The 21612-nt window shown below is 41.0% G+C and carries 18 protein-coding genes and 2 riboswitches; of the genes, 17 read left to right on the top strand and 1 reads right to left on the bottom strand.

The window, feature by feature from the left end:
• Positions 1 to 65: 65 nt before the first annotated feature.
• The 16 genes from J7E77_RS03145 to J7E77_RS03070 all read left to right on the top strand — a co-directional run bounded on the left by J7E77_RS03145 (position 66) and on the right by J7E77_RS03070 (position 18450).
• On the top strand, positions 66 to 1085 hold the full coding sequence (locus J7E77_RS03145) for a LacI family DNA-binding transcriptional regulator (protein WP_214712287.1): 1020 nt from the start codon (positions 66 to 68) through the stop codon (positions 1083 to 1085).
• A gap of 276 nt (positions 1086 to 1361) precedes the next feature.
• Entirely contained in the window at positions 1362 to 2627 is a 1266-nt protein-coding gene (locus tag J7E77_RS03140) for an ABC transporter substrate-binding protein (protein WP_214712286.1), read from the top strand.
• Between the two features lie 162 nt (positions 2628 to 2789).
• Positions 2790 to 3629: a carbohydrate ABC transporter permease gene (locus tag J7E77_RS03135; protein WP_251027983.1), complete on the top strand. Its 840-nt coding sequence runs from the start codon at positions 2790 to 2792 to the stop codon at positions 3627 to 3629.
• The gene (locus tag J7E77_RS03130) at positions 3629 to 4459 is read left to right on the top strand and encodes a carbohydrate ABC transporter permease (protein WP_214712284.1); all 831 of its coding nucleotides are present in this window, start codon (positions 3629 to 3631) and stop codon (positions 4457 to 4459) included. Before J7E77_RS03135 ends, J7E77_RS03130 begins: the two co-directional genes overlap by 1 nt.
• A 35-nt stretch (positions 4460 to 4494) precedes the next feature.
• Positions 4495 to 5829 carry an alpha-glucosidase/alpha-galactosidase gene (gene melA / locus J7E77_RS03125; protein WP_214712283.1) on the top strand — a complete coding sequence of 445 codons (1335 nt, stop codon included), beginning with the start codon at positions 4495 to 4497 and terminating at the stop codon, positions 5827 to 5829.
• A gap of 211 nt (positions 5830 to 6040) precedes the next feature.
• Positions 6041 to 6121, top strand: a riboswitch (cyclic di-GMP riboswitch).
• Between the two features lie 648 nt (positions 6122 to 6769).
• On the top strand, positions 6770 to 7750 hold the full coding sequence (locus J7E77_RS03120) for a LacI family DNA-binding transcriptional regulator (RefSeq protein ID WP_214712281.1): 981 nt from the start codon (positions 6770 to 6772) through the stop codon (positions 7748 to 7750).
• A gap of 12 nt (positions 7751 to 7762) precedes the next feature.
• Complete coding sequence (gene rbsK, locus J7E77_RS03115; protein WP_214712280.1) at positions 7763 to 8668, top strand: ribokinase; 906 nt, start codon at positions 7763 to 7765, stop codon at positions 8666 to 8668.
• Complete coding sequence (rbsD, locus tag J7E77_RS03110; RefSeq protein ID WP_214712279.1) at positions 8665 to 9060, top strand: D-ribose pyranase; 396 nt, start codon at positions 8665 to 8667, stop codon at positions 9058 to 9060. The genes rbsK and rbsD overlap by 4 nt, the downstream gene beginning before the upstream one ends.
• A gap of 1 nt (position 9061) precedes the next feature.
• Complete coding sequence (locus J7E77_RS03105) at positions 9062 to 10564, top strand: sugar ABC transporter ATP-binding protein (RefSeq protein WP_214712278.1); 1503 nt, start codon at positions 9062 to 9064, stop codon at positions 10562 to 10564.
• On the top strand, positions 10561 to 11499 hold the full coding sequence (locus tag J7E77_RS03100; RefSeq protein ID WP_214712277.1) for an ABC transporter permease: 939 nt from the start codon (positions 10561 to 10563) through the stop codon (positions 11497 to 11499). The genes J7E77_RS03105 and J7E77_RS03100 overlap by 4 nt, the downstream gene beginning before the upstream one ends.
• A 24-nt stretch (positions 11500 to 11523) precedes the next feature.
• The gene (gene rbsB, locus J7E77_RS03095) at positions 11524 to 12462 is read left to right on the top strand and encodes a ribose ABC transporter substrate-binding protein RbsB (protein WP_214712274.1); all 939 of its coding nucleotides are present in this window, start codon (positions 11524 to 11526) and stop codon (positions 12460 to 12462) included.
• Positions 12463 to 13159: 697 nt separating this feature from the next.
• Positions 13160 to 14380 carry a benzoate/H(+) symporter BenE family transporter gene (locus J7E77_RS03090; protein ID WP_214712272.1) on the top strand — a complete coding sequence of 407 codons (1221 nt, stop codon included), beginning with the start codon at positions 13160 to 13162 and terminating at the stop codon, positions 14378 to 14380.
• Between the two features lie 292 nt (positions 14381 to 14672).
• Positions 14673 to 14776, top strand: a riboswitch (TPP riboswitch).
• Between the two features lie 111 nt (positions 14777 to 14887).
• A complete protein-coding gene (gene tenA / locus J7E77_RS03085) occupies positions 14888 to 15571 on the top strand; it encodes a thiaminase II (protein ID WP_214712271.1) in 684 nt (227 codons plus the stop codon).
• Positions 15571 to 16167 (top strand): ECF transporter S component, encoded by a 597-nt coding sequence (locus J7E77_RS03080; RefSeq protein WP_214712411.1) that lies wholly within the window; start codon positions 15571 to 15573, stop codon positions 16165 to 16167. The genes tenA and J7E77_RS03080 overlap by 1 nt, the downstream gene beginning before the upstream one ends.
• The gene (locus J7E77_RS03075; protein WP_214712265.1) at positions 16145 to 17716 is read left to right on the top strand and encodes an ABC transporter ATP-binding protein; all 1572 of its coding nucleotides are present in this window, start codon (positions 16145 to 16147) and stop codon (positions 17714 to 17716) included. Before J7E77_RS03080 ends, J7E77_RS03075 begins: the two co-directional genes overlap by 23 nt.
• Positions 17713 to 18450 (top strand): energy-coupling factor transporter transmembrane component T family protein, encoded by a 738-nt coding sequence (locus tag J7E77_RS03070; protein ID WP_214712262.1) that lies wholly within the window; start codon positions 17713 to 17715, stop codon positions 18448 to 18450. The genes J7E77_RS03075 and J7E77_RS03070 overlap by 4 nt, the downstream gene beginning before the upstream one ends.
• A gap of 67 nt (positions 18451 to 18517) precedes the next feature.
• On the opposite strand, the gene J7E77_RS03065 is transcribed toward J7E77_RS03070, so the two are convergent.
• A complete protein-coding gene (locus J7E77_RS03065; protein ID WP_098935158.1) occupies positions 18518 to 18907 on the bottom strand; it encodes a VOC family protein in 390 nt (129 codons plus the stop codon).
• A gap of 503 nt (positions 18908 to 19410) precedes the next feature.
• Between J7E77_RS03065 and J7E77_RS03060 the strand changes: the two genes are divergently transcribed.
• Positions 19411 to 21501 carry an Ig-like domain-containing protein gene (locus J7E77_RS03060; RefSeq protein WP_214712259.1) on the top strand — a complete coding sequence of 697 codons (2091 nt, stop codon included), beginning with the start codon at positions 19411 to 19413 and terminating at the stop codon, positions 21499 to 21501.
• Positions 21502 to 21612: the final 111 nt, after the last annotated feature.

The raw sequence follows: 21612 nt of genomic DNA, 5'->3' as shown, positions 1-21612 counted from the left end.
AATTTTGTAACTTTAAGGCAAATTTTTATTGAGGTTACCAAATGAAAGGTAAAGAGGGTTAACAGATGGCTACAATTAAGGATATCGCAGACAAATCTCAAGTATCTGCATCTACCGTTTCAAGGGTTTTAAATAACGATGATACGATTTCTGTTCAGCCAGAAACTAGAGAACGTATTCTCCAGGTTGCGAAAGAGCTTGGATATCAGACGATTGTGGAAAGACGAATGAAGCAAAAACAACAAGCTTTAGGAAAAGAATTAAGTGTTGGGATTATGCTTTGCCAATCGCTGGATGAAGAGATCAGTGATCCATATTTTTTATCCATCCGCCAAGGTATTGAACTAGAGCTTGCAAGATATGGAATCAATACGGCCACGTTTCGATTACATGAAACAGAGGCTAATCAAATGATTGATGGACTTGATGGATTGATTGTCGTCGGGAGAATTAAAGAGACGGCGTTAAAGGCCATCAGCAAGGTGGAAAATGTTGTTTATATCAATCACTCGCCAAACGAGGACCTTTATGATGCGGTCATTATTGATTTTGAAAGAGCAACAGAAAAGGTTTTACAGTACCTTTTAGATACTGGCTGCAAAAGCATTGGCTATATCGGGGGGATTGAGAAGGAGCATATCAAAAATAAGAAATTCATTTCGGAAGATAAACGTCAAACCACTTTTGAGCGAATCATGAAAGAACAAAAGTTGTACGATTCCGAGAGTGTATATATTGGTGAGTATTCAATGGCCCAGGGTTACGAATTAATGAAACAGGCGATTAGTGCTGGGAAACTTCCGGAGGCTTTTTTCATTGCCAGTGATCCGTTGGCGATTGGTGCCTTAAGAGCTTTACAGGAAGCTAAAATCAAGGTTCCTGATGATGTAGCTATCATCGGATTTGACGATATTGAAGCAGCGAAATTTGCAAGTACACCTTTGACGACAATCAGAGTGCATACCAGGGAGATGGGGAGAATTGGGGTAAAACTTTTACTAGAGCGTCTTAATGGCAGGGAGCTTCCATTAACCGTGAAAGTGCCGACAGAATTAGTGGTCAGGGAAAGCTGCAAAAAGAAGTAGTTGATAGACTTATAGTCTTTTAGGAGGTGGTTTTTGGAAGAGGGGATTATGGATTTCTCACATATTAATAGGCCTCCTGGCATAGCAAATAAGCTAGTGCCAGGTTTGAAAAAGTGACTGCAATCACTTCAACAAGGGCCATAAACAGTTAACTCCATCTTCGAAAGGGAGCTACTTTCTATTATATAGATGCTCCCAACTACTATCAAGAGAACGAACTCACTTATTGGGTAAAAGTACCCAGTGTTATTCCAAAAATACTGAGGGGGCGTTTTGATGAAAAAGCTTTTAAAAACAGTGGCCATTGCTGCCGCATTGACGACGATTGTAACAGGATGTAATAAAGCTGCTGGCAGTAAGGAAGCAAAAGATGGCAAGACGGTAATAACCTTGTATTCAACTGTAACCAATGAAGCAGATAAGATCACACTTCAAAATGTTGTTGAAAAGTATGAAAAAGAAAATCCGGATATTGATATTAAGGAAAATTATCCTGCAGATGGTTATGAAGGAATGCTGCGGGTCAAAATGGCGGCCAATGATATGCCGGACTTATTTGATACTCACGGATGGGCGATTCACCGTTACGGGGAATATGTTGAAGATTTAAAAGATATGGACTGGGTTAAGGATCTTGATCCGGCGCTGGAACAGATATTAAAGGACGAATCCGGAAAAGTCTACGCCTATCCTCTTAATCAGGCGAAGGACGGACTTACATATAACGCATCACTTCTAGAGGAATATGGAATTGAGCCGCCGGCTACGTTCGATGAATTCATGACAGCTCTCGAAACCATTAAGAAAAAAGGAAAAGGAGAAGTAACACCGCTTTGGTTCGCTGGTTCCGATAAGTCAGCGTTCGGCCAATATTTTGATCAGTTTGCGACACCATTATTAGTTACAGGTGATAAAAATTTCCAAAAGGAACTGGTAAACGGAACGTTTGACTGGTCCAACTATACGTTTTTACCAGAAAAACTGAAGGAAATGCATGACAAGAAGCTCCTTAATGAGGATGTCTTGACCGCTCAAAATCATCAGATGGTTGACTTAATGGCACAGAGTAAAATTGGGTTTATTGTTGGCGGGGGAATGCTTGGTCCTTCAGTTGAGGAACTGAACCCGAGCGTTAAGCTTGGGGTGATTCCAATGCCTGTCATCCATGAAGGGGATGAGCCGAGCTGGATTGGCGGCGAGCGTCATACGTTAGCGGTTTGGAAGAATTCGAAAGTGAAAGAAGAAGCGAAAAAGTTTCTCGAATATATCTCACAGCCGGAGATTGTGAAAGAAATCGCCGAGGGTACCTCACTCCCAGCTGGTCTGACTAATACCGAATCGAAAAACTATTACTCTGAATACTACGAAAAGTATAAGGATGTAAAAGTTGAGCCTTACTTTGACCGCGTTTACTTGCCAAGCGGAATGTGGGATCCAATGGGTGCAACCGGTCAGGAATTGCTATCTGGGACGATGAAACCTGAAGAAGTTTCGGAAAAAATGGGTAAGGAATATAAAAGATTGCTAGACCAGAAGAAATAGTTTAGCGATAGGAGGGAGGACATATTCTGCCCTCCTCCCAAACTAACATTCTAGGAGTTGGTGACTTTGATAGGAGTGGAAGCTAGAAAGCAGTCGATTGCTGACTCATCTGTAGAAGTGAAAAGGAAACGTAAAAAGCAGCAGGAATCCTCGCTTTGGTGGATGTATCTTCCAGCTCTCGCTGCCGTCTGTTTTTTTATCCTTTATCCTTTTCTTAACGGTATAAAAATTTCGTTTACAAACTGGAACGGTTTTTCGCAAACGTACGACTACATTGGGTTTAATCAGTATACAAGGATGTTGAAGGATCCTGATACCTGGCTTGTGGTAAAAAACACCCTGCTTTACGGGGTCGGCAGTACGATTTTGCAGAATGTGATCGGCCTAGGATATGCACTTTTATTAAATCAGAGTATTCGAATGAGATGTTTTACGAGGACGGTTGTGTACCTGCCGGTCATTATCAGCCCGCTGATCATGGGGTACATTTGGTATTTCTTCTTCGCCTTTCAAGGAGGGGCACTGAATGATCTGCTTGTGTTTTTCGGTCAGGAAAAAATCAATGCCTTAGGGGATCCCTCGACTAATATTTGGTTGATTGTGTTTGCTAATACATTTCAGTTTGTTGGGATTGCGATGATTATTTATCTGGCTGGATTGCAAAGCATTTCAAAGGATTTCTATGAAGCAGCCCAAATGGATGGCGCTTCTGCTTTTCAGCAGTTTAAAAGCATTACCTTGCCGATGTTAATGCCTTCAATTACGATCAACATCGTAATTAATATCATCGGCGGATTAAAGTTGTTCGATGTGATTATCTCGCTTACTGGCGGAGGTCCGGGCTATGCCTCCCAATCGATGTCCACCTTTATGTATGACCTGTATTTTAACAGGCAGGATGCTGGATATGCCGCGACACAGGGAGTGTTTATGGCCATTATTATTTTGATCCTCAGCTTGGCAGCGCTTGTGTACTTCAAACGAAAGGAGATTGAAGCGTAATGGACTATATGAATAAAAAGAAAAAGTGGCTTCTTTCCGGGTTAGCCCTTTTGATTGCGGCCTTTCACTTAATCCCTTTCTATATCTTGATTACGACCGCACTAAAAGCAAGAGGAGACTTTAGTTCGAAGTGGGTTTTTCCAGAAGTGTTAGCGTTTGAAAACTTTGCGGAGGCTTGGGAAACGGCAAATTTGAGCAATGCGCTTTCAAATACAGCGATTATTACGTTTGTGAGTGCTTTGCTGTTGATTGTTTTTGGATCGATGGCCGCTTATCCGCTGGCCAGAAGGCAATCGAAGTTGAATAAGTTTGTTTTCATGTTATTTATCGCGGTTATGGTGATTCCGCCTTTAACGGCATTAGTTCCATTGTATAAGCTGGTGGTCGATTTAGGGATGATGAATACGCACGAAATCGCCATTCTTAATAACGTGGCATCATTCTTGCCGCTAACGATTTTCTTGTATTCAGGTTTTATTCGCTCAACGATACCGAAAGAACTGGAAGAAGCAGCGAAAATTGATGGGGCCACTACACTCGGTATCTTTTTCCGGATTGTGTTCCCGCTATTGAAGCCTGTGACAGCATCGATCCTCATCATTTCATGTGTATTCATTTGGAACGATTACCAATTTGCGATTTTCTTCCTTCAGGCAGAAGAAGTCAAAACGATCACTGTTGCGTTAGCCGGATTCTTTGGGGAAAATGCCAACCGGATGAATCTAGTTGCGGCTGCCGCCATCATGGCCGTGCTTCCGATGGTCGTATTGTTCCTACTATTGCAAAAGCACTTTGTTAAAGGATTAGCATCTGGATCGGTTAAAGGATAATTTTTATCGAAAAATTTACGTATGGAGGTTTACTTATGTCTAAAATTACTTTTCTTGGCGCAGGTAGTACGGTGTTTGCAAAAAATGTATTAGGAGATTGCATGTTTGTTGATGCGTTGGACGGATTTGAATTCGCGTTATTTGATATTGATGAACAGCGTTTACGGGATTCTGAGCAAATGCTGAAAAATTTAAGAGAAAGTCTTGGGAAAAATATTACAATTAAAGCTTATTTGGATCGGAAGGAGTCATTACGAGGCGCGAAATATGTGATTAATGCGATCCAGGTTGGGGGCTATAAGCCAAGTACAGTCATCGATTTTGAAATTCCGAAGAAGTATGGTTTACGGCAAACGATTGCGGATACATTAGGAATCGGCGGGATTTTCCGTAACCTGCGTACCATCCCGGTCATGCTTGATTTCGCCAAGGACATGGAAGAGGTTTGTCCTGATGCATTGTTTATGAACTATACCAATCCAATGGCCGTTTTGACAGGAGTGATGAACCGATATACTTCTATTAAAACTATTGGATTATGTCATAGTGTTCAGGTGTGTACGAAAGAATTGTTCGAAGCTTTAGGAATGGACCGGACGGGTGTGAAGGAGAAAATTGCCGGCATCAATCACATGGCCTGGCTCTTGGAGGTTAGTAAGGATGGCGTAGATTTGTATCCTGAGATTAAGAGAAGGGCTCGTGAAAAGCAAAAAACAAAGCATAGTGATATGGTCCGGTTCGAGCTGATGGATAAGTTCGGCTATTATATAACAGAATCATCTGAGCATAATGCTGAGTATCATCCTTATTTTATTAAGTCGAGGTACCCTGAATTAATTGAGCGTTTTAATATTCCGCTTGATGAGTATCCTCGCCGTTGTGAGAAGCAAATCAATGATTGGGCAGCGATGAGGGAAGATTTGGTGAACGATAAATCCCTGAACCATGTTCGTTCTCGTGAATACGGCTCGCGGATTATTGAAGCGATTGAGACAGACGTTCCATTTAAATTTGGCGGCAATGTTCTCAATACGGGTAGACTCATTAGTAATCTTCCAGAGAAAGCTTGTGTAGAGGTGCCTTGTATTGCGGACCGCAGTGGAATCACACCAACATATGTAGGTGACCTTCCGGAACAGCTTGCTGCGTTAAACCGCACCAATATCAATACTCAATTGCTGACAATAGAAGCGGCGATTACCTTGAAAAAGGAATATATTTATCAGGCAGCCATGCTTGACCCACATACGGCTGCTGAGTTATCAATGGATGATATCATCTCCTTGTGTGACGACTTAATTGAGGCACACGGAGACTTTCTGCCAAAGTTTACTAGTGAAAGAGAAAGAGTTGCAACTGTCAGAGCCTAAGATAGTGAGGTAATCCGAAGGCTTATAAAAGAGAGACCGTGCCATGGGAACGGTCTCTCTTTATGATAATCATTTATTGTATTTTTTTTGTTGCAAAGCGCCCCATACCGTAACCCAACTTAAATACTATTATACATGTTGATTTACGTCGAATTGTTAGTCTTTCTGAATTATCTCAGTAGTGCTACTATTTCGATAGGATTTAATATGAATCTGATAAAGGAAAACATATTGAAAAGTAGGGACGCAAAGTCCAAATCTAAAGTTGAGCTATGATAGCAGGACTGCCGGAATTAATCATTCAAAGGGAAGTTGTTCTATTTGAAGTTTAAATCCATCCTATGTTTCTTTCGGAGACGACATAAGTATAGTTATTACACCAGCAAATGCATCTTATGTGGAAAGAGAAGTAGAAATAGTTTTTATTAACATTGAGCCCGAGGGCTCTTTTTTTTATCAAATTGTGGCGTAAAACATAAATATAAGACCATGGGGACGGTTTTTTGGGGGTAGGCCGAAAAAGTTCTTTTACTTTTTAAGTGGTAATTGAGGGGTATTTTGGTGCCTGTCGGGAGTAGAAAAACGATTCAACGGTAAAAGGAAGGTGAACTTGAAGAAAACCAATTTGTCCGAAATGTGAAGAAAAACGTAACAATTAAATTATTGTAAAATAATTAATAAGAAAAGTATTGACTTCAAATATAATAGCCCCTAAAATAAACTTGTAAATGCAAGCGGTTACAAAAAGAAATGGATCGATATTTTTTTGACCAGTATGTAACGGGTTACACAAATTTAGATTTCAGTATGGTTACCAACCTTTTTTTAAAGTATGTGTAACGGGTTACATAAAATGGTAACACTTTTTTTTTACAAGAGTATGTAACGGGTTACATAAATTAAATGAGAAATTTTTCATTAAGGGAAGTGAGTGAACAGCATGAGCACGATTAAGGATGTAGCAGCTGCAGCAAACGTGTCTGTTGCCACTGTTTCTAGAGTTTTAAATAATAAAGGTTATATCAACGAGGAAACCAGAAAGAAGGTTCTGCTCGCCATTTCGGAATTAAATTATGTGCCAAATGAGGTGGCCAGAAGTCTTTTTAAGAAACAGTCGAAGACGATTGCCCTGATTGTTCCGGATATTAAGAACCCGTTCTTTCCTGAAGTGGCAAGAGCGATCGAAGATGTGATGAGCAGTCAGGAATATACATTGATCCTCTGTAATTCGGATGGGCAAGTGGAAAAGGAAATCATGTATTTGGATGTCATGAAGCAGAAATATGTGGATGGAATTATTATTGTCACGAGTACATTGACGCCTAAGCATATTAAAAATAAAGATATCCCAATCGTGGCGTTAGACAGGCCAATCAGTAGCGATTTGCCCTCTGTTTCCGTTAACAATATGGAAGGGGCAAGGCAAGCGGTTCAATATTTGAAGACGATTGGCTGCAAAAAAATTGCCCATATTCGCGGTCCGCACGACATTAGTAATGCGGATGAACGGTATAAAGGCTACTTAGCTGAGGTGGAGCACGAACCGTGGTTTCACCCGGATTTAGTGGTGGATGGAAATTATCATGTGGAGCAGACAACAGAGGCGGCCACGAGGTTACTGATTACGAATCCTGATATTGATGGGATCTTTGCAGGGAACGACTATATGGCAGTTGGCGTCTTAAAGGCGGCTAGAAAGTTGGGGATTCGGGTACCAGACGATCTATCGTTAATCGGTTTTGATGGGATCCAGCTGAGCCAATTAACCAGTCCTGAAATCACGACCATGGCTCAGCCGATTTATGAACTGGGTTCTACAGCCGGTGAGCTGTTGCTAAAACTGATTGAAGGAAAGACCGTTCCGAAGCTTGATCATCTGTTTGAGGTTTCATTAATGAAAGGCCAATCTACAAGGGCTTAGGAGTGATAACATTTGAAAAATAGAAAAATAACTGTCATCGGCAGTATTAATATGGATTTAGTGACGAGTACCAATCGAGTACCGATTCTAGGGGAAACGTTGATGGGGGAATCCTTTCATACGATTCCTGGAGGAAAAGGCGCCAATCAGGCTGTTGCCGCTGCAAGATTAGGCGCGGATGTGACGATGATTGGCTGTGTCGGCCAGGATTTATTTGGCCAGGACTTATTGAAGCATTTGAAAGAACAGGGTGTCAATGTGGACAATGTGGAACCGGTCACAGATACCTCGACGGGGATCGCCGCGATTACCATCTCGAATGGAGAGAATCAGATTATTGTGATTCCAGGTGCGAATTATCATGTGACGCCTGCGCTTGTTGCATCGTTTGAGGACGTGATTGCAAAAAGTGATATCTTGTTGCTTCAACTCGAAATACCACTTGAAAGTGTCGAAAAAGCAGTCGAGCTTGCCCACAAGCATCGGGTAAAGGTTGTCTTGAATCCTGCACCGATTCAGCCGCTTTCGAAGGAATTGCTAGAAAAGGTCGATTATCTTACTCCGAATGAGTATGAACAACAATTACTCTTTGATTCGGTCAAATGGACGGAGCAAGAGCGGCGAGCAATGTTAAAGAAATGTATTATTACCAGAGGTTCAAAAGGGATTACTTTTTTTCAAGAGGAAAAAGTGGAGATTCCTAGTTTTAAAGTAGATGTTGTGGATACGACGGGTGCAGGGGATTCCTTTAATGGTGGATTCGCGTATTCGATCAGTCAAGGGGCGTCTTTGGCGGAGGCCTGCCAGTTTGCGACGGCGGTTGCGGCACTTTCGGTTACCAAGCTTGGAGCCCAAGGCGGCATGCCGACGATGGAAGAGGTTCGGACGTTTTTACGGGAAAGGAAGGAAGAATTATGAAGAAAAACGGCATATTAAATAGTCACATTTCCGAGGTCCTTTCAAGGCTTGGTCATACGGATACGATCGTGATTGCGGATTGCGGACTGCCAATCCCGGAAGAAACAATCCGAATTGACCTTGCTCTTAGCCTGGGGACCCCATCGTTTATGGAAACACTGCGAGTGGTATTAGCGGATATGGCGGTCGAAAAAGTAACCCTTGCGCATGAAATCAAAGGGCAGAATCCGAAAGTAGAGGCGCAGGTTACGAATCTAGTAAATGGTATTCCAACTGACTATCTTACCCATGAAGAACTAAAGGCGTTAACGAAGAAAGCGAAAGCGGTGATTCGTACCGGTGAAGCAACTCCCTATGCCAATATCATTTTACACGCAGGAGTGATTTTCTAATATGAGCCTCACACCTATCATCGAAATGAAGGGCATCAGCAAATCGTTTTCTGGAAACAGGGTTTTGGATCAAGTCGATTTTCAGCTTTTACGAGGTGAAATCCATGCCCTGATGGGGGAAAATGGCGCAGGGAAATCGACGTTAATTAAGATATTAACCGGTATTTACGAACGGGATGCTGGGAAGGTTTTTATCAAAGGAAAAGAAGTTCATTTTAAAAATCCAAAGGAAGCAGAGCGAACGGGAATTGCTGTGATTCATCAGGAGTTAAATATTATCCCTTATCTCACGGTCTATGAAAATATGTTTCTCGGCAAAGAGCTGACGGTCGGCAGGTTTGGGATTACGAAAGATAAAGAAATGAAGCGGAAGACGAAAGAATATCTGAACCGCTTAGGAATTGAAATTGATCCGAATACGGAAGCAGGAAATTTATCCGTTGGTCAACAGCAAATGATTGAAATTGCCCGCGCGGTAGCTGCCAATACCGAAGTCCTGATCATGGATGAGCCAACAGCCGCGCTGACAGATCGGGAAATTGAGGCCCTTTTTAAAGTGATTTCCGCCTTAAAGGAACAAGGTGTCGGGATCGTCTATATCTCCCATCGGATGGAAGAGATTTTTCAGATCTGTGACCGGATTTCAGTTCTTCGGGACGGGCAATTCATTGATAGCAAAGAAGTGGCTAAGACCAACTTTGATGAAATTGTCAAATTAATGGTTGGAAGACAGCTGGGTGAGCGTTTTCCGGAACGAGATACGGTCGTTGGCCAGGAACGATTCAAGGTCGAAAATTTAACGAGCAAAGGTTCCTTCGAAAAGATTAGTTTTTCCGTTCATCAAGGTGAAATAGTTGGCGTAGCGGGCCTGATGGGTGCTGGCCGCAGTGAAATCATGCAAGCGATCTTCGGTTATCGCTCCGTTGATGGCGGTAAGATGTTCATTGATGGCAAGGAAGTGTCGATCAAGTCTCCGTATGAGGCGATTAAAGCTGGAATTGCGTTTGTAACGGAAGACCGAAAAAGCCAAGGATTAATTCTCGAACTGTCCGTTCGCGAGAATTTTTCGATCACGACGCTCGATAAAATTTCTACTAAAAGTGTGATTTCCACGAAAACAGAAATGAACCTGGTCGATGAAATGATTGAAAAGCTCCATGTCAAAACATCGGGCCGTGAAATCAGTGTCAAATCCTTAAGTGGTGGGAATCAACAGAAAATTGTCATTGGAAAATGGTTAGGAATTAATCCGAAAATCTTAATTCTTGATGAGCCAACGCGCGGGGTCGATGTGGGGGCGAAGAAAGAAATCTATCAATTAATGAACGATTTAACGAAACAAGGAGTTTCCATCATTATGGTTTCGTCGGAGCTTCCTGAGATCTTAGGGATGAGTGACCGGGTTCTCGTCATTCATGAAGGAAAATTAGCCGCCGAGCTTAAGAAGTCAGAAGCAACCCAAGAAAATATTATGCAATCCGCCACTGGAGGGAGTAACGAATGAAGTCCTCGAAGTTCCAAATCTTACAAAAGCTAGGTCCGCTAATTGGGCTAATTGTGATTACAGTCATTCTATCCATCGTCAGCTCTAGCTTTTTAACCTTAGATAATATCTTTAATGTTTTGCGCCAAGTATCGATTAATGCGTTAATTGCCTTCGGAATGACCTTCGTCATCTTAACGGGTGGGATTGATTTATCGGTGGGGTCGATTTTAGCCTTATCCTCCGCGATAACCGCTGGGATGTTAGCAAATGGAATGGATCCTGCGCTTGCGATGTTAATCGGTTTAGGAGCAGGTGCGGTGATGGGGGCCATTAATGGTCTATTTATCACCAAAGGAAAAGTGGCTCCGTTTATCGCAACGCTGGCGACGATGACAATTTTCCGCGGGCTTACCTTGGTTTACACCGATGGTAAACCGATTACTGGGCTTTCGACGAGTTCATTTTTTGAAATCATGGGAAGAGGTTATTTTGGCTGGATTCCCGTTCCCGTCATTTGGATGCTCGCTTGTTATCTGATTCTTTATTTTATCCTGAAAAAAACCACGTTTGGCCGCAGAGTTTACGCGATTGGCGGCAATGAAGAGGCATCGATTTTATCAGGAATCAAGGTTACAAATGTGAAAGTTTGGATTTACTCGATTACAGGGACGCTTTCTGCACTTGCAGGGATTATCCTTGCCTCTCGATTGGACTCTGCTCAGCCTACTGCCGGTGCTTCTTATGAACTGGATGCGATTGCATCCGTTGTTTTAGGCGGGACAAGTCTTTCAGGCGGTAAAGGGTGGATTTTTGGAACATTGGTTGGGGCACTCATTATTGGAGTTTTAAATAATGGTTTGAATTTAATGAATGTAAGCTCCTTCTACCAGCAGGTAGTTAAAGGAGGTGTCATCTTACTAGCCGTCTTGCTTGATCGTAAAAAAACTGCCTAATAAAATTATGGGGGAATCATAAAGATGAAAAAACTATTAAAAGGGTTTCTGTTTTTAATATTACTTATGGTTGTTTTAGCTGGTTGTTCCACAAAAGCACCTTCCTCTTCTTCTGAAAAGGATTCTGCGAAAGAGAAAAAAGACGATCAATTAAAAATCGGTCTTTCGATTTCAACGTTAAATAATCCCTTCTTTGTTTCGTTAAAAGAAGGTGCTGAGAAAGAAGCAAAATCACAAGATACTGAGATTATTACGGTGGATGCGCAAAACGATTCAGCGAAGCAAGTAAGTGATATCGAAGATTTAATTCAAAAAGGTGTAAACGTTTTAATCGTGAATCCAGCTGATTCTGATGCGATTAAAGCTGCGATCGAATCTGCAAATAATGCAAACATTCCAGTGATCACGGTTGACCGTAGTGCAAATGGCGGAACAGTTGTATCCCATATCGCTTCTGACAATGTGGCCGGTGGTCAAATGGCTGGTGACTTTATTCTTGAAAAGTTAGGCAAAAAAGGTAAAGTCGTAGAATTAGAAGGAATCCCAGGTTCTTCTGCAGCACGTGAACGCGGCGAAGGGTTCCACAAAGCCATTGATGCTGTGGCTGATATCCAAGTGGTTGCCAAGCAAGCAGCAGATTTTGACCGGGCTAAAGGATTAACAGTAATGGAAAATATTCTTCAAGGCAATAAAGATATCCAAGCCGTGTTTGCACACAACGATGAAATGGCGTTAGGAGCTCTTCAAGCACTTGAAGCAGCTGGAATGAATGATGTCATTGTTGTCGGTTTTGATGCAACGGATGATGCAGTGAAAGCAGTAAATGATGGTAAAATGGCAGCAACTGTAGCGCAAAAGCCAGCTGAAATTGGCCAAAAAGGTGTACAAACAGCGATGAAAGTATTTAAGAAAGAATCTGTAGAGAAGTTTGTTCCAGTATCGTTAGAATTAATTAAAAAGTAATTTCTTTCGGAGATTGATAGAGGTTGGAGGGGAGAAGTGTGTTAGCGCACTTCTCCTTTTTTAGTTTAGTTGAAGCGTGTGCCCGTGGAGGTTGAAAAATTAGATGAACGGTAACCATAGGAAGCGTATGATGCCCGTGGAGGTTGAAAAATTAGATGAACGGTAACCATAGGAAGCGTATGATGCCCGTGGAGGCTGAAAAATTAGATGAACGGTAACCATAGGAAGTGTATGGTGCCCGTGGAGGTTGAAAAATTAGATGAGCGGTAACCATAGGAAGTGTATAAGGGACATTTTTGTTAATATTACTCGGGATCGGTTTTTCATTGGCTAACAGTATCATCTATACTTTTGTTCATGTTTATTTACCATCAGGGTGGGTGCGTAAAGGTTTGATTTACGGAGGAATGAATCTAGTTATCTTTGGGATTCCCTTTTTTTTATCAAACCCGGATCATGATTTATTTGGACCTCAAGCTCCATTAGGAATCACATTATTTTCGCTCCTTTTCCCTTTTTTAAGCTATTTTTTCCTCTAGTTTATTCCCCATCCCTTTTGTTATGATAAGGGCTGCCAGTGAGTTTTTTAATTATATTAACGGTTGTCGAAGATTGCCTTTGTCCTATACATTTTGTAGAAGGTTGTCTAAACTAACAATAAAAGTCGTTTATATGAAGAAGGGTATGAGGAGAAAAAATGGGGCAGCCAAATAGATTAGTTAGAGAGCAACCAATTGAATCATTACGTGAAAATAAAAGGAAATCAATTTTTCAAGATCTAACGACTCAAAACGTATCTTCTGGATTAATTTCTAGTACTTTAGTCATGACAGGTCCAGCGTTAATCATTCTGCAGGCAGCAACAGCAGGGAATTTCTCTAATCAGCAAACCATCAATTGGATGTTTGCCGTCTATTTTTTTGGAGGGGTGTTAGGGATTGTAATGCCTCTGTTATTTAGAATTCCCATTACCGGAGCTCACTCGATTTCAGGGGTTGCTTTTTTAGCGACAGTGACAGCACATTTTACTTATCCCCAGCTAATTGGCGGGTATGTGATGTCAGGGCTGCTGATTTTGCTGATTGGGTTGTCAGGACTTTTTACTAAAATTATTAAATGGGTTCCGAAAGAAGTCATTGCAGCCATGCTGGCGGGCCTGGTCACCAATTATGTTGCTCAGCTTGTCCAAGACGTTAAGGCGTTACCCTTAGTAGGCGGATTCGCCTTGCTTAGTTTTTTTATCAGTACGAAAATCTCAAAACGGATCCCGGCCGTTATGGTCGCAGTGGTTGTCGCTTTTATTACTTTGTTTTTAACCCAAGATCTACATAGCTCATCTAAGGAGATTGCTTTTTTCCTACCATCCATACAAATGCCGGAATTTACATGGATGGGGATGGTCACATTAGGTCTGCCTCTGGCCATGTTAATCCTAAGTAATGATGTGGCACCTGGAATCGGCGCACTAGAAAGCTCGGATTTTGAACCCCCCATTCGAAAAATTGTTTCTTTTAGTGGAGTGTTTTCGATTATTGCCAGTTTTTTCGGGGGGCAAAGTGCAAATATTGCTGGCATGATGACCGCCATCTGTTCTAGTTCGGATGCAGGGGTAAAATCAAAGCGGTATATGGCAGCGGTGGTATCAGGGGTTTTGACATTATTGTTTGGAGTATTCGCCTGGAAAATTGTACCGTTTATTCAATCATTACCCCACGCTTTTGTGTCCATGCTAGCAGGGTTTGCGCTAATCGGCGTCCTTCTTTCTAGTTTGCAGCTGGGTTTCTCCGAAAATAAATATCGCTTAAGTGCCCTATTTGCGTTCCTCATCGCGTTATCGCAAGTATCATTTTTCCATATTAGTGCACCTGTATGGGGGCTGGTTGTTGGAGCCATTATTGCGAAGACGGTGGAAGCGTAATGTGCCTGTCACGCCCCGAAATTTGTCGTAGATTGGTAGGTTGTTAGAGGGGAGTAGTTTATCAGCGGATTTTTGGGAGATATCAGCGAACTGGGCCATTTTATCAGCGGAAATCAAACATTTATCAGCGAATCTATATAATTCCGGACTCTTACCACATTTTCTGGATACTAATTGAAAATACCTTCGAGTTTCAGTGCATCTATAATCCATTTGGTTTATTTTTATAATTAAGATTTTAATTGATTGACAACATTAACCATCGAGTGTAGAGTGAAGGTTAAATTAATAGGAAGACCACTAGGGGAGCCGTTTTTTGGCTGAGACGAGAGTTATCTTGGACCCTTTGAACCTGATCTAGTTCATACTAGCGTAGGAAAGTGGAGTTCGTGTATGGATAGATATAATTATTCAGCCGCTCCATTTTTGGGGCGGTTTTTTCGTGCTTGAAAATTCAGCCGCCCCTTCTAGAGACTTTCCATTAAAACCAATAAGGGGGAGAAATTTATGAGTTTTTCAGCAGAATTAAGAAAAGAAGCAGATCCTATTTTCGAGGCGATTTTTGAACATCCTTTTGTGCAAGGAATCGCCAATGGGGAATTACAAAAGGAACAATTGATTCATTATGTTAAACAGGACTTTGAATATTTGAATTCGTTTATTCGCATCTATGGAATTGCGGTTTCTAAGTGTGAGAATCGTGAAGATATGGATATGTTTAATACGCAGATTTCTTTTATCTTAAACAGTGAAATCCATCCGCATAATAACTTTTGTCAAGTAGCAGGTGTTCCTTACGAGGTATTACATGGATATCCGTTATCTCCCTCGTCCCTTCATTACACGCGTCATATGCTTACCGTTGCGCACGAAGGAACATTAGGGGAAATTTTAGCTGTGTTATTACCATGTCCGTGGACGTATTGGGAAATTGGGAAAAGATTATTAACGGAGGTTAATCCTGATCGCTCTCATCCCTTTTATGATTGGATCAGTTTTTATGGAAATCGTACCGATTCGATTACAACTAAATTTTGTGCCCGTCTTGATGAGTGGGCAAAGCTAGCAACCGAGAGAGAAAAGGAAAAGATGAAGGAGCATTTCTTAATCAGTTGTCAGCTGGAATATATGTTTTGGGATATGGCCTATAAACTCGAAGAATGGCCTGTGAAAATGGAGGTAGTGAAATGATGACTTGGAAGATGAAAGAAGTCGTTCTTGCTGTGATACTAGCGGTGGCATGTGGAGTGATCTATTTAGGATGGTCGACGCTGTGGATTCCCATTTCCGCTCTTGTCGGGCCGGTGGGTGCAGGTTTTATGTTTGGGATTTGGGTGATTGCTAGTCCAATCGTCGCGTATATTATCCGTAAACCGGGAGCAGCGCTTATTGCAGAGGTTGCAGCGGCCGCAGTAGAGTTATTAACAGGAAGTCATTTTGGTTTGTCGGCCCTTTTAGTAGGTGTCTTTCAAGGGATCGGTTCAGAAATCGCATTCGCCATATTCGGATATAAACGCTACAACCTATTTACTTTAATGCTATCTGGAGCTTTTGCAGCGGTTGGCAGCATGATTTATAACTTAATCGCCAACGGTTTGGGTTATTACTCGAAGGAAGTATTTTTTACAACATTAGGAATTCATATCATCAGCGGAATGATTCTCGGTGGATTGTTAGCGAAGGTAGTTGTGGACGCACTCGCAAAAACAGGTGTGTTAGAACAATATGAATTGATGAAGGAAAAAAGGAAAAGGGAAAACGTAAATGGAAATGTTTCTGGGATGTAAGGATCTCTCGATTCGTTTTTTTAATCGCTCTGAAAAAATACTCAGTCATATTACTTTGTCCATCAATAAAGGCGAGAAGGTATTAATACTAGGGCCTAGTGGGAGCGGGAAATCGACGTTGATTTCCGCTCTTTCAGGTATTATCCCTGAGCATTTGGAGGCAGAGGTAAGTGGTGAAGTATTCTGCAGGAAAGATGCCGGAGTGATGTTTCAAGATCCTGATTCGCAATTTTGCATGCTCCATGTCGATGAAGAAATTGCGTTTAGTCTCGAAAATCGATCGATTCCGCGCAACGAAATGGACCCCATCATTGCTGAGTTAATGGATAAAGTAGGGCTGATGGTCGATAAGAAAACACCCATTGAAACTCTTTCAGGTGGGATGAAACAACGATTGGCGTTAGCTTGTTTGCTGGCATTAGAACCAGAAGTCATCTTCTTTGATGAACCAACAGCCCAACTAGATCCTGCAGGCCGGAATGAGATATTTGTTTTATTGAATCAATTAGCCCAAAAGACAAACCATACGATGGTATTTGTTGAACATGTCCTAGACGGCTGCATCGAATGGATGGATCGAGTCATTATCCTAAATGAGAATGGAAGTATTATCGGGGATGGTCAGCCGAAGGAAATGCTCCTGAATTTTAAAAATGAAATGAAAGAAGCGGGTATTTGGCGCCCTAAGTTGTTTCCAGACAAGTGGGAGGAAGTAGTTCGAAATGACGCGCATCCTCTATCTATTAAACTTGCTAATCTGAAAAAAACCAAACCGCTCAAGGATGGCGAGATTTTACTCCGCACCGAACATGTTGAAATTGGCTATGGGAAGAAGACCATCGTGAGCGATATTGATATAAAAATTCATAAAGGGGAATGGATTTCCATCGTCGGAGAAAATGGAAGCGGGAAAAGTACCTTTTTAAAAAGTCTGATCCGTTTGGAGCCGATTAAAAAAGGGGAAATTTACTTTCAAGATACGGAACTAAAAAAATGGTCAGAACGGGAATTATATGAAAAAGCTGGCTTTGTTTTTCAAAATCCAGAACTTCAATTCATTACGGATACTGTCTTTGAGGAAGTTGCCTTTGGCGGCCGGCAACGAAATTGGCCCGAAGAGCTGGTTCATACCAAAACCAGCCAATTGTTAGAGGAGTTTGGATTGGAATCGCATCAAAATGCTCATCCGTTTACCCTAAGTCTAGGACAAAAACGGCGGTTAAGTGTGGCGACGATGTTATTGTTTGATCAAGATTTATTATTGCTTGATGAACCAACATTCGGTCAGGATGAAAAAACAGCAAACGAACTGATTCAACGCTTAAAGGAGCGGCAGGACCAGGGAACAACGATTGTCATGGTCACCCACGATATGGATTTGGTGGATGGTTATTCTGATCAGGTCATTCTCTTCAACAAGGGAAGTGTAACCTTTCAAGGGACCCCCTATGAGTTATTCTCAAATCCGAGTAATTTCCGTGAAAGTGCGTTAATTCCACCACTCCATTACCAGTTGATGCATGCAAGAAAAGAGGGGGTTTTGGTATGAAGGCTAACGATTCATTCCTAGCGACTCTCAATCCTGCCTGTAAACTGCTCTCCCATTTGATTGTGATGTTTCTTTTAATGGCGATCTCCAATCCAAAGGTGACTTTTTTGATCTGGTTACTTGCTGTATTGATCGGTACTTTTTTAGGCGGATGGAGAATGACTTACCTTTTGAAAAGGCTATTGCCTTATTTAGGTTTTTTTATTCTTGTATTTTGGATGATGGCGGCTTTTGGAGAAGGAGAAGAAACGATTTGGAAATGGGCTTGGTTTCATGTCACTCATGAGAGTATGAATCATGGCTTAACGATTGGATTAAGGATGTTAGCGTTTGTCACGTATGGATTATTATTCACCTCTACAACAGACTTAACTTTGTTCATCATGAGTTTAATTCACCAATGTAAACTTTCACCTAAATGGGCGTATGGGCTATTAGCGGGGTTCCGCTTTGTCCCACTCTTCCAATCTGAACTAAACCAAATGAAGACGGCTCATAAAGTCAGAGGTTACAAGCAAAAAAATAGTTGGAAAGCTTTTATGAGGTACGCTTTACCACTGTTTACTCAAGGAATTAGAAAATCAGAACGTATTGCGATCGCAATGGAAGCGCGTGGATTTACGGGTACAAGAGACAGAACTTATTATCAAACAACTAAAATATTATCGAAAGACTTGGTCTATTTACTTTCTTTGGTAATTGTTGTATTGGGGATTATGATTTTTATTGGATGAATGGGGAAGTTGATAGGCTGTTAGAGGGGAGAAGTGTTCGCGCACTTCTCCTTTTTACTTTGGTTTCCTAAAGGTCTTTTTGATCGACGTTTAGTTCAATTAGATTCCCATCAGGGTCCGCACAGAATATTTGCGCAAAACCGCTCATGCCATTGGGTTTCTCTAACAGTTCAACATCCTTACTCTTCAGCCAATTCAGCGTCTCTGTGTAATCCTGCACTCTTAGTGCAAAATGACCTTCTCTGCTGCTCAGGCGTTTATCTTGGCGAATCGTTTGTGATGTAGGAAGAACGATTAGATGGAGCTGTTGTCCCTCAACTTCGTACCAGGCACCAGGAAAATCAAAATTAGGACGTTGTATTTCTTTTAAACATAAGATGCTGCTATAAAAATGCTTGGCGCGTTCTAAATTAGTAACCGTTAGACTAACATGGTGGAGCTCTTTGTATTGGATCATCGCAGTCATCCCCCCTAAATAAATTTATTTTCATCATAACACAAATAGATGATTGTTTTGGTGTGTTAAAAATTGCACCTAGGAATCACTTTTTTAGTTACCAAGTGATTTACAAGTGCCCACTTTATTGACAAAGGACCAACTTACTACACCTTTATTGGCACTTACTACAAATTTACAGACACTTACTACATAATAAATGAGACTTACGACGAAATTGCGGTCACTTACTACAAATTTTCCGAAACTTACGACATTTGCTGGATGGAAGTTGGAAATTTACAACCACTCACAATAATAGGTATGGGCACCATTCTAGTTCAGCAGCTACCAGTGGTTCCTTTATCTATGAATATGATAGTAATGACTATAGAATAGAGGTTATTTTTTCCAAACTATCTAGATTTAGGTCAAAGTATCTAGTAGTATAGTAGCGGGGGAGATGTGCTACAACCTTTCTCTTTTATAAAAGGTATTTCCTAAATATGAAAGAAGGTTTGTTTATGAACAAGAAGGTATTGATGAAAGTATTTTTCATGATGATGCTGTTACTCTCGGTTTCAGTAGGCAGTTCGGTACAGGCAGCAAGTAATAGCTCATTAAGTAATGGTACATATACGGTAGGGGAAGAAATTTCTGCAGGATTAAAGGAATTTCATATTTCAGAAGGTACAGCTACTATTCGAATTAGTAGCGGAACGGACATTTATCTAAATGAAGCGCTGGATAGTGATAAGTATTACTACTCTGATCGATTTACTGCGAGTTTGAAAGATGGAGATGAAATCGAGGTTGAATTAGACTATGGTGCGTCTAACATAGAGGTACAGCCAATCTCTAGCGTGGACTTAAACCATATGTCAGTTGGTTTTTACGAAGTGGGTACTGATATTCCAGCTGGGACATACACTTTAGAAATTAATGATTCAGAAGTTTACAATGATTTTGCTTATGTTACTATTTATGATCCACAATATCATGAAATTGGATTTCTTAGTTTATATGCTGATGATAATCCGATTGAATACACAGTTTCATCAGGGGATAAAATCTATATCTTGATGATGACAGGAACAATGAGCTTGAAGGAAAAAATTCTTGTTCCGCAAAGTATCACGTTAAACAAATCAAGTTTGTCACTCCTGGTAAACCGTACGGCACAGTTAACAGCGACCGTAAAACCATCTACTGCTGTTAATAAAACGGTTAGTTGGACTAGCAGTCATCCAGATATTGCAACAGTGGATATAAGAGGAAATGTAAAAGCGCTTAAAGCTGGAAGTACCACCATTACGGCTAGCGCAAATGGTGATCCTACTATCAAAAAAAGTATTAATGTGACCGTAATGAAAGTTGTACCCACTAGTTTGAAGTTAAGTCGATCCTCTTTAAACATCACCAATAATCAAATGGTAAAAGTATACGGGACAATAGCCCCGACTGATGCGGAAAATAAGACGATCTTATGGAAAAGTTCAAACACGAAAGTGGCCACAGTGGATGCGACTGGTAATATTAAAGGAATTGCCAACGGATCTGCGACGATTACGGCGACTGCTAGTGATAATGTTAAAGTATTTAAGACTGTTGCCGTTAGAGTTTCTACAAAAACAGTGAAAGTAAATAAAACAAGTTTATCCGTAACGGTTGGTAAGACAGCGGTACTTTCAGCCACAGTTTCACCATCGGATAGCACTGATAAGACGGTAAAGTGGAAAACTTCTAATAAAAGAATTGTAACCGTTGATAGTAAAGGGAAAATATACGCTGTAGCCAAAGGTACGGCGATAATTACCGCTACAGTTAACGGTGCTAAGGTAGTAAAGGTACAAGTTAAGGTTACTCCACCTGTTTTGGCCAAGTCTGTTAAATTAAATAAGACCTCCGTCACGCTCATTAAAGGTAAAACAATAACCTTATCTGCAACTGTAAGCCCAAGTAATGTAACGAATAAAACAGTGAAATGGAAATCTTCTAATACGAAAGTGGCAAAAGTAGATAGTAAAGGGAAAGTCACTGCAGTTGGTGCGGGGACAGCTACCATTACATCGACAACTACCAATGGTAAAAAAACTACGGCAACGATTAGAGTTCCCTATATTAAGAGTTTAAGTGCAGGTACATGGAAGGCAGGTAAAGATTTACCGGCTGGTCGTTATAAGATTACTACAAGTTCGGGTAGTGGCAATTTATTTATTGGCTCGGGCACCAATCATTCTGTAAATGAGATCTTATCGAGTAGTAATGATGGATTTGGTGTAACGGTTGTGACAACGGATATTAAAGCTGGTGATAGTATTCAGATTTTAGGGTTAAATAGTGTGCAGTTTACTCGTGTCTCAAATGTGAAATCGAATATTTTGCATTCTGGTTACTGGACGGTCGGTAAAGATATTAGTGCTGGGAAGTATAAAATCACAACTTCAAGTGGTGCTGGGAATTTAATTATTCACAGAGGATATCATTTACTTGTAAATGAAATTCTTTCAAGTACAGCGAATTATTATGAGGTTACTAGTGTGACTGTGACTCTTAAAACCGGAGATCGCATTCAGATTAGTGGTTTAGATCGAGTGGTTTTTTCTAGAAAATAATAGGTATTAGGTGAAGCCAAGTTTTCTTAGGGGAGCTTGGTTTTTTTTTGCTTATCAATAACCTATCTATCTCTGAAGATCATTGAAACAGTAATTAACATTATACTAATG

This window comes from Bacillus sp. ISL-77 (assembly GCF_018613105.1).
This window is presented reverse-complemented; position numbering and strand designations above follow the sequence as displayed.

What these genes read in the sequence shown, in the direction of transcription:
- J7E77_RS03145 (WP_214712287.1), top strand. Translation starts at nt 66, where the DNA reads ATGGCTACAATTAAGGATATCGCAGACAAATCTCAAGTATCTGCATCT.
- J7E77_RS03140 (WP_214712286.1), top strand. Translation starts at nt 1,362, where the DNA reads ATGAAAAAGCTTTTAAAAACAGTGGCCATTGCTGCCGCATTGACGACG.
- J7E77_RS03135 (WP_251027983.1), top strand. Translation starts at nt 2,790, where the DNA reads ATGTATCTTCCAGCTCTCGCTGCCGTCTGTTTTTTTATCCTTTATCCT.
- J7E77_RS03130 (WP_214712284.1), top strand. Translation starts at nt 3,629, where the DNA reads ATGGACTATATGAATAAAAAGAAAAAGTGGCTTCTTTCCGGGTTAGCC.
- melA (WP_214712283.1), top strand. Translation starts at nt 4,495, where the DNA reads ATGTCTAAAATTACTTTTCTTGGCGCAGGTAGTACGGTGTTTGCAAAA.
- J7E77_RS03120 (WP_214712281.1), top strand. Translation starts at nt 6,770, where the DNA reads ATGAGCACGATTAAGGATGTAGCAGCTGCAGCAAACGTGTCTGTTGCC.
- rbsD (WP_214712279.1), top strand. Translation starts at nt 8,665, where the DNA reads ATGAAGAAAAACGGCATATTAAATAGTCACATTTCCGAGGTCCTTTCA.
- J7E77_RS03105 (WP_214712278.1), top strand. Translation starts at nt 9,062, where the DNA reads ATGAGCCTCACACCTATCATCGAAATGAAGGGCATCAGCAAATCGTTT.
- J7E77_RS03100 (WP_214712277.1), top strand. Translation starts at nt 10,561, where the DNA reads ATGAAGTCCTCGAAGTTCCAAATCTTACAAAAGCTAGGTCCGCTAATT.
- rbsB (WP_214712274.1), top strand. Translation starts at nt 11,524, where the DNA reads ATGAAAAAACTATTAAAAGGGTTTCTGTTTTTAATATTACTTATGGTT.
- J7E77_RS03090 (WP_214712272.1), top strand. Translation starts at nt 13,160, where the DNA reads ATGGGGCAGCCAAATAGATTAGTTAGAGAGCAACCAATTGAATCATTA.
- tenA (WP_214712271.1), top strand. Translation starts at nt 14,888, where the DNA reads ATGAGTTTTTCAGCAGAATTAAGAAAAGAAGCAGATCCTATTTTCGAG.
- J7E77_RS03080 (WP_214712411.1), top strand. Translation starts at nt 15,571, where the DNA reads ATGACTTGGAAGATGAAAGAAGTCGTTCTTGCTGTGATACTAGCGGTG.
- J7E77_RS03075 (WP_214712265.1), top strand. Translation starts at nt 16,145, where the DNA reads ATGGAAATGTTTCTGGGATGTAAGGATCTCTCGATTCGTTTTTTTAAT.
- J7E77_RS03070 (WP_214712262.1), top strand. Translation starts at nt 17,713, where the DNA reads ATGAAGGCTAACGATTCATTCCTAGCGACTCTCAATCCTGCCTGTAAA.
- J7E77_RS03065 (WP_098935158.1), bottom strand. Translation starts at nt 18,907, where the DNA reads ATGATCCAATACAAAGAGCTCCACCATGTTAGTCTAACGGTTACTAAT.
- J7E77_RS03060 (WP_214712259.1), top strand. Translation starts at nt 19,411, where the DNA reads ATGAACAAGAAGGTATTGATGAAAGTATTTTTCATGATGATGCTGTTA.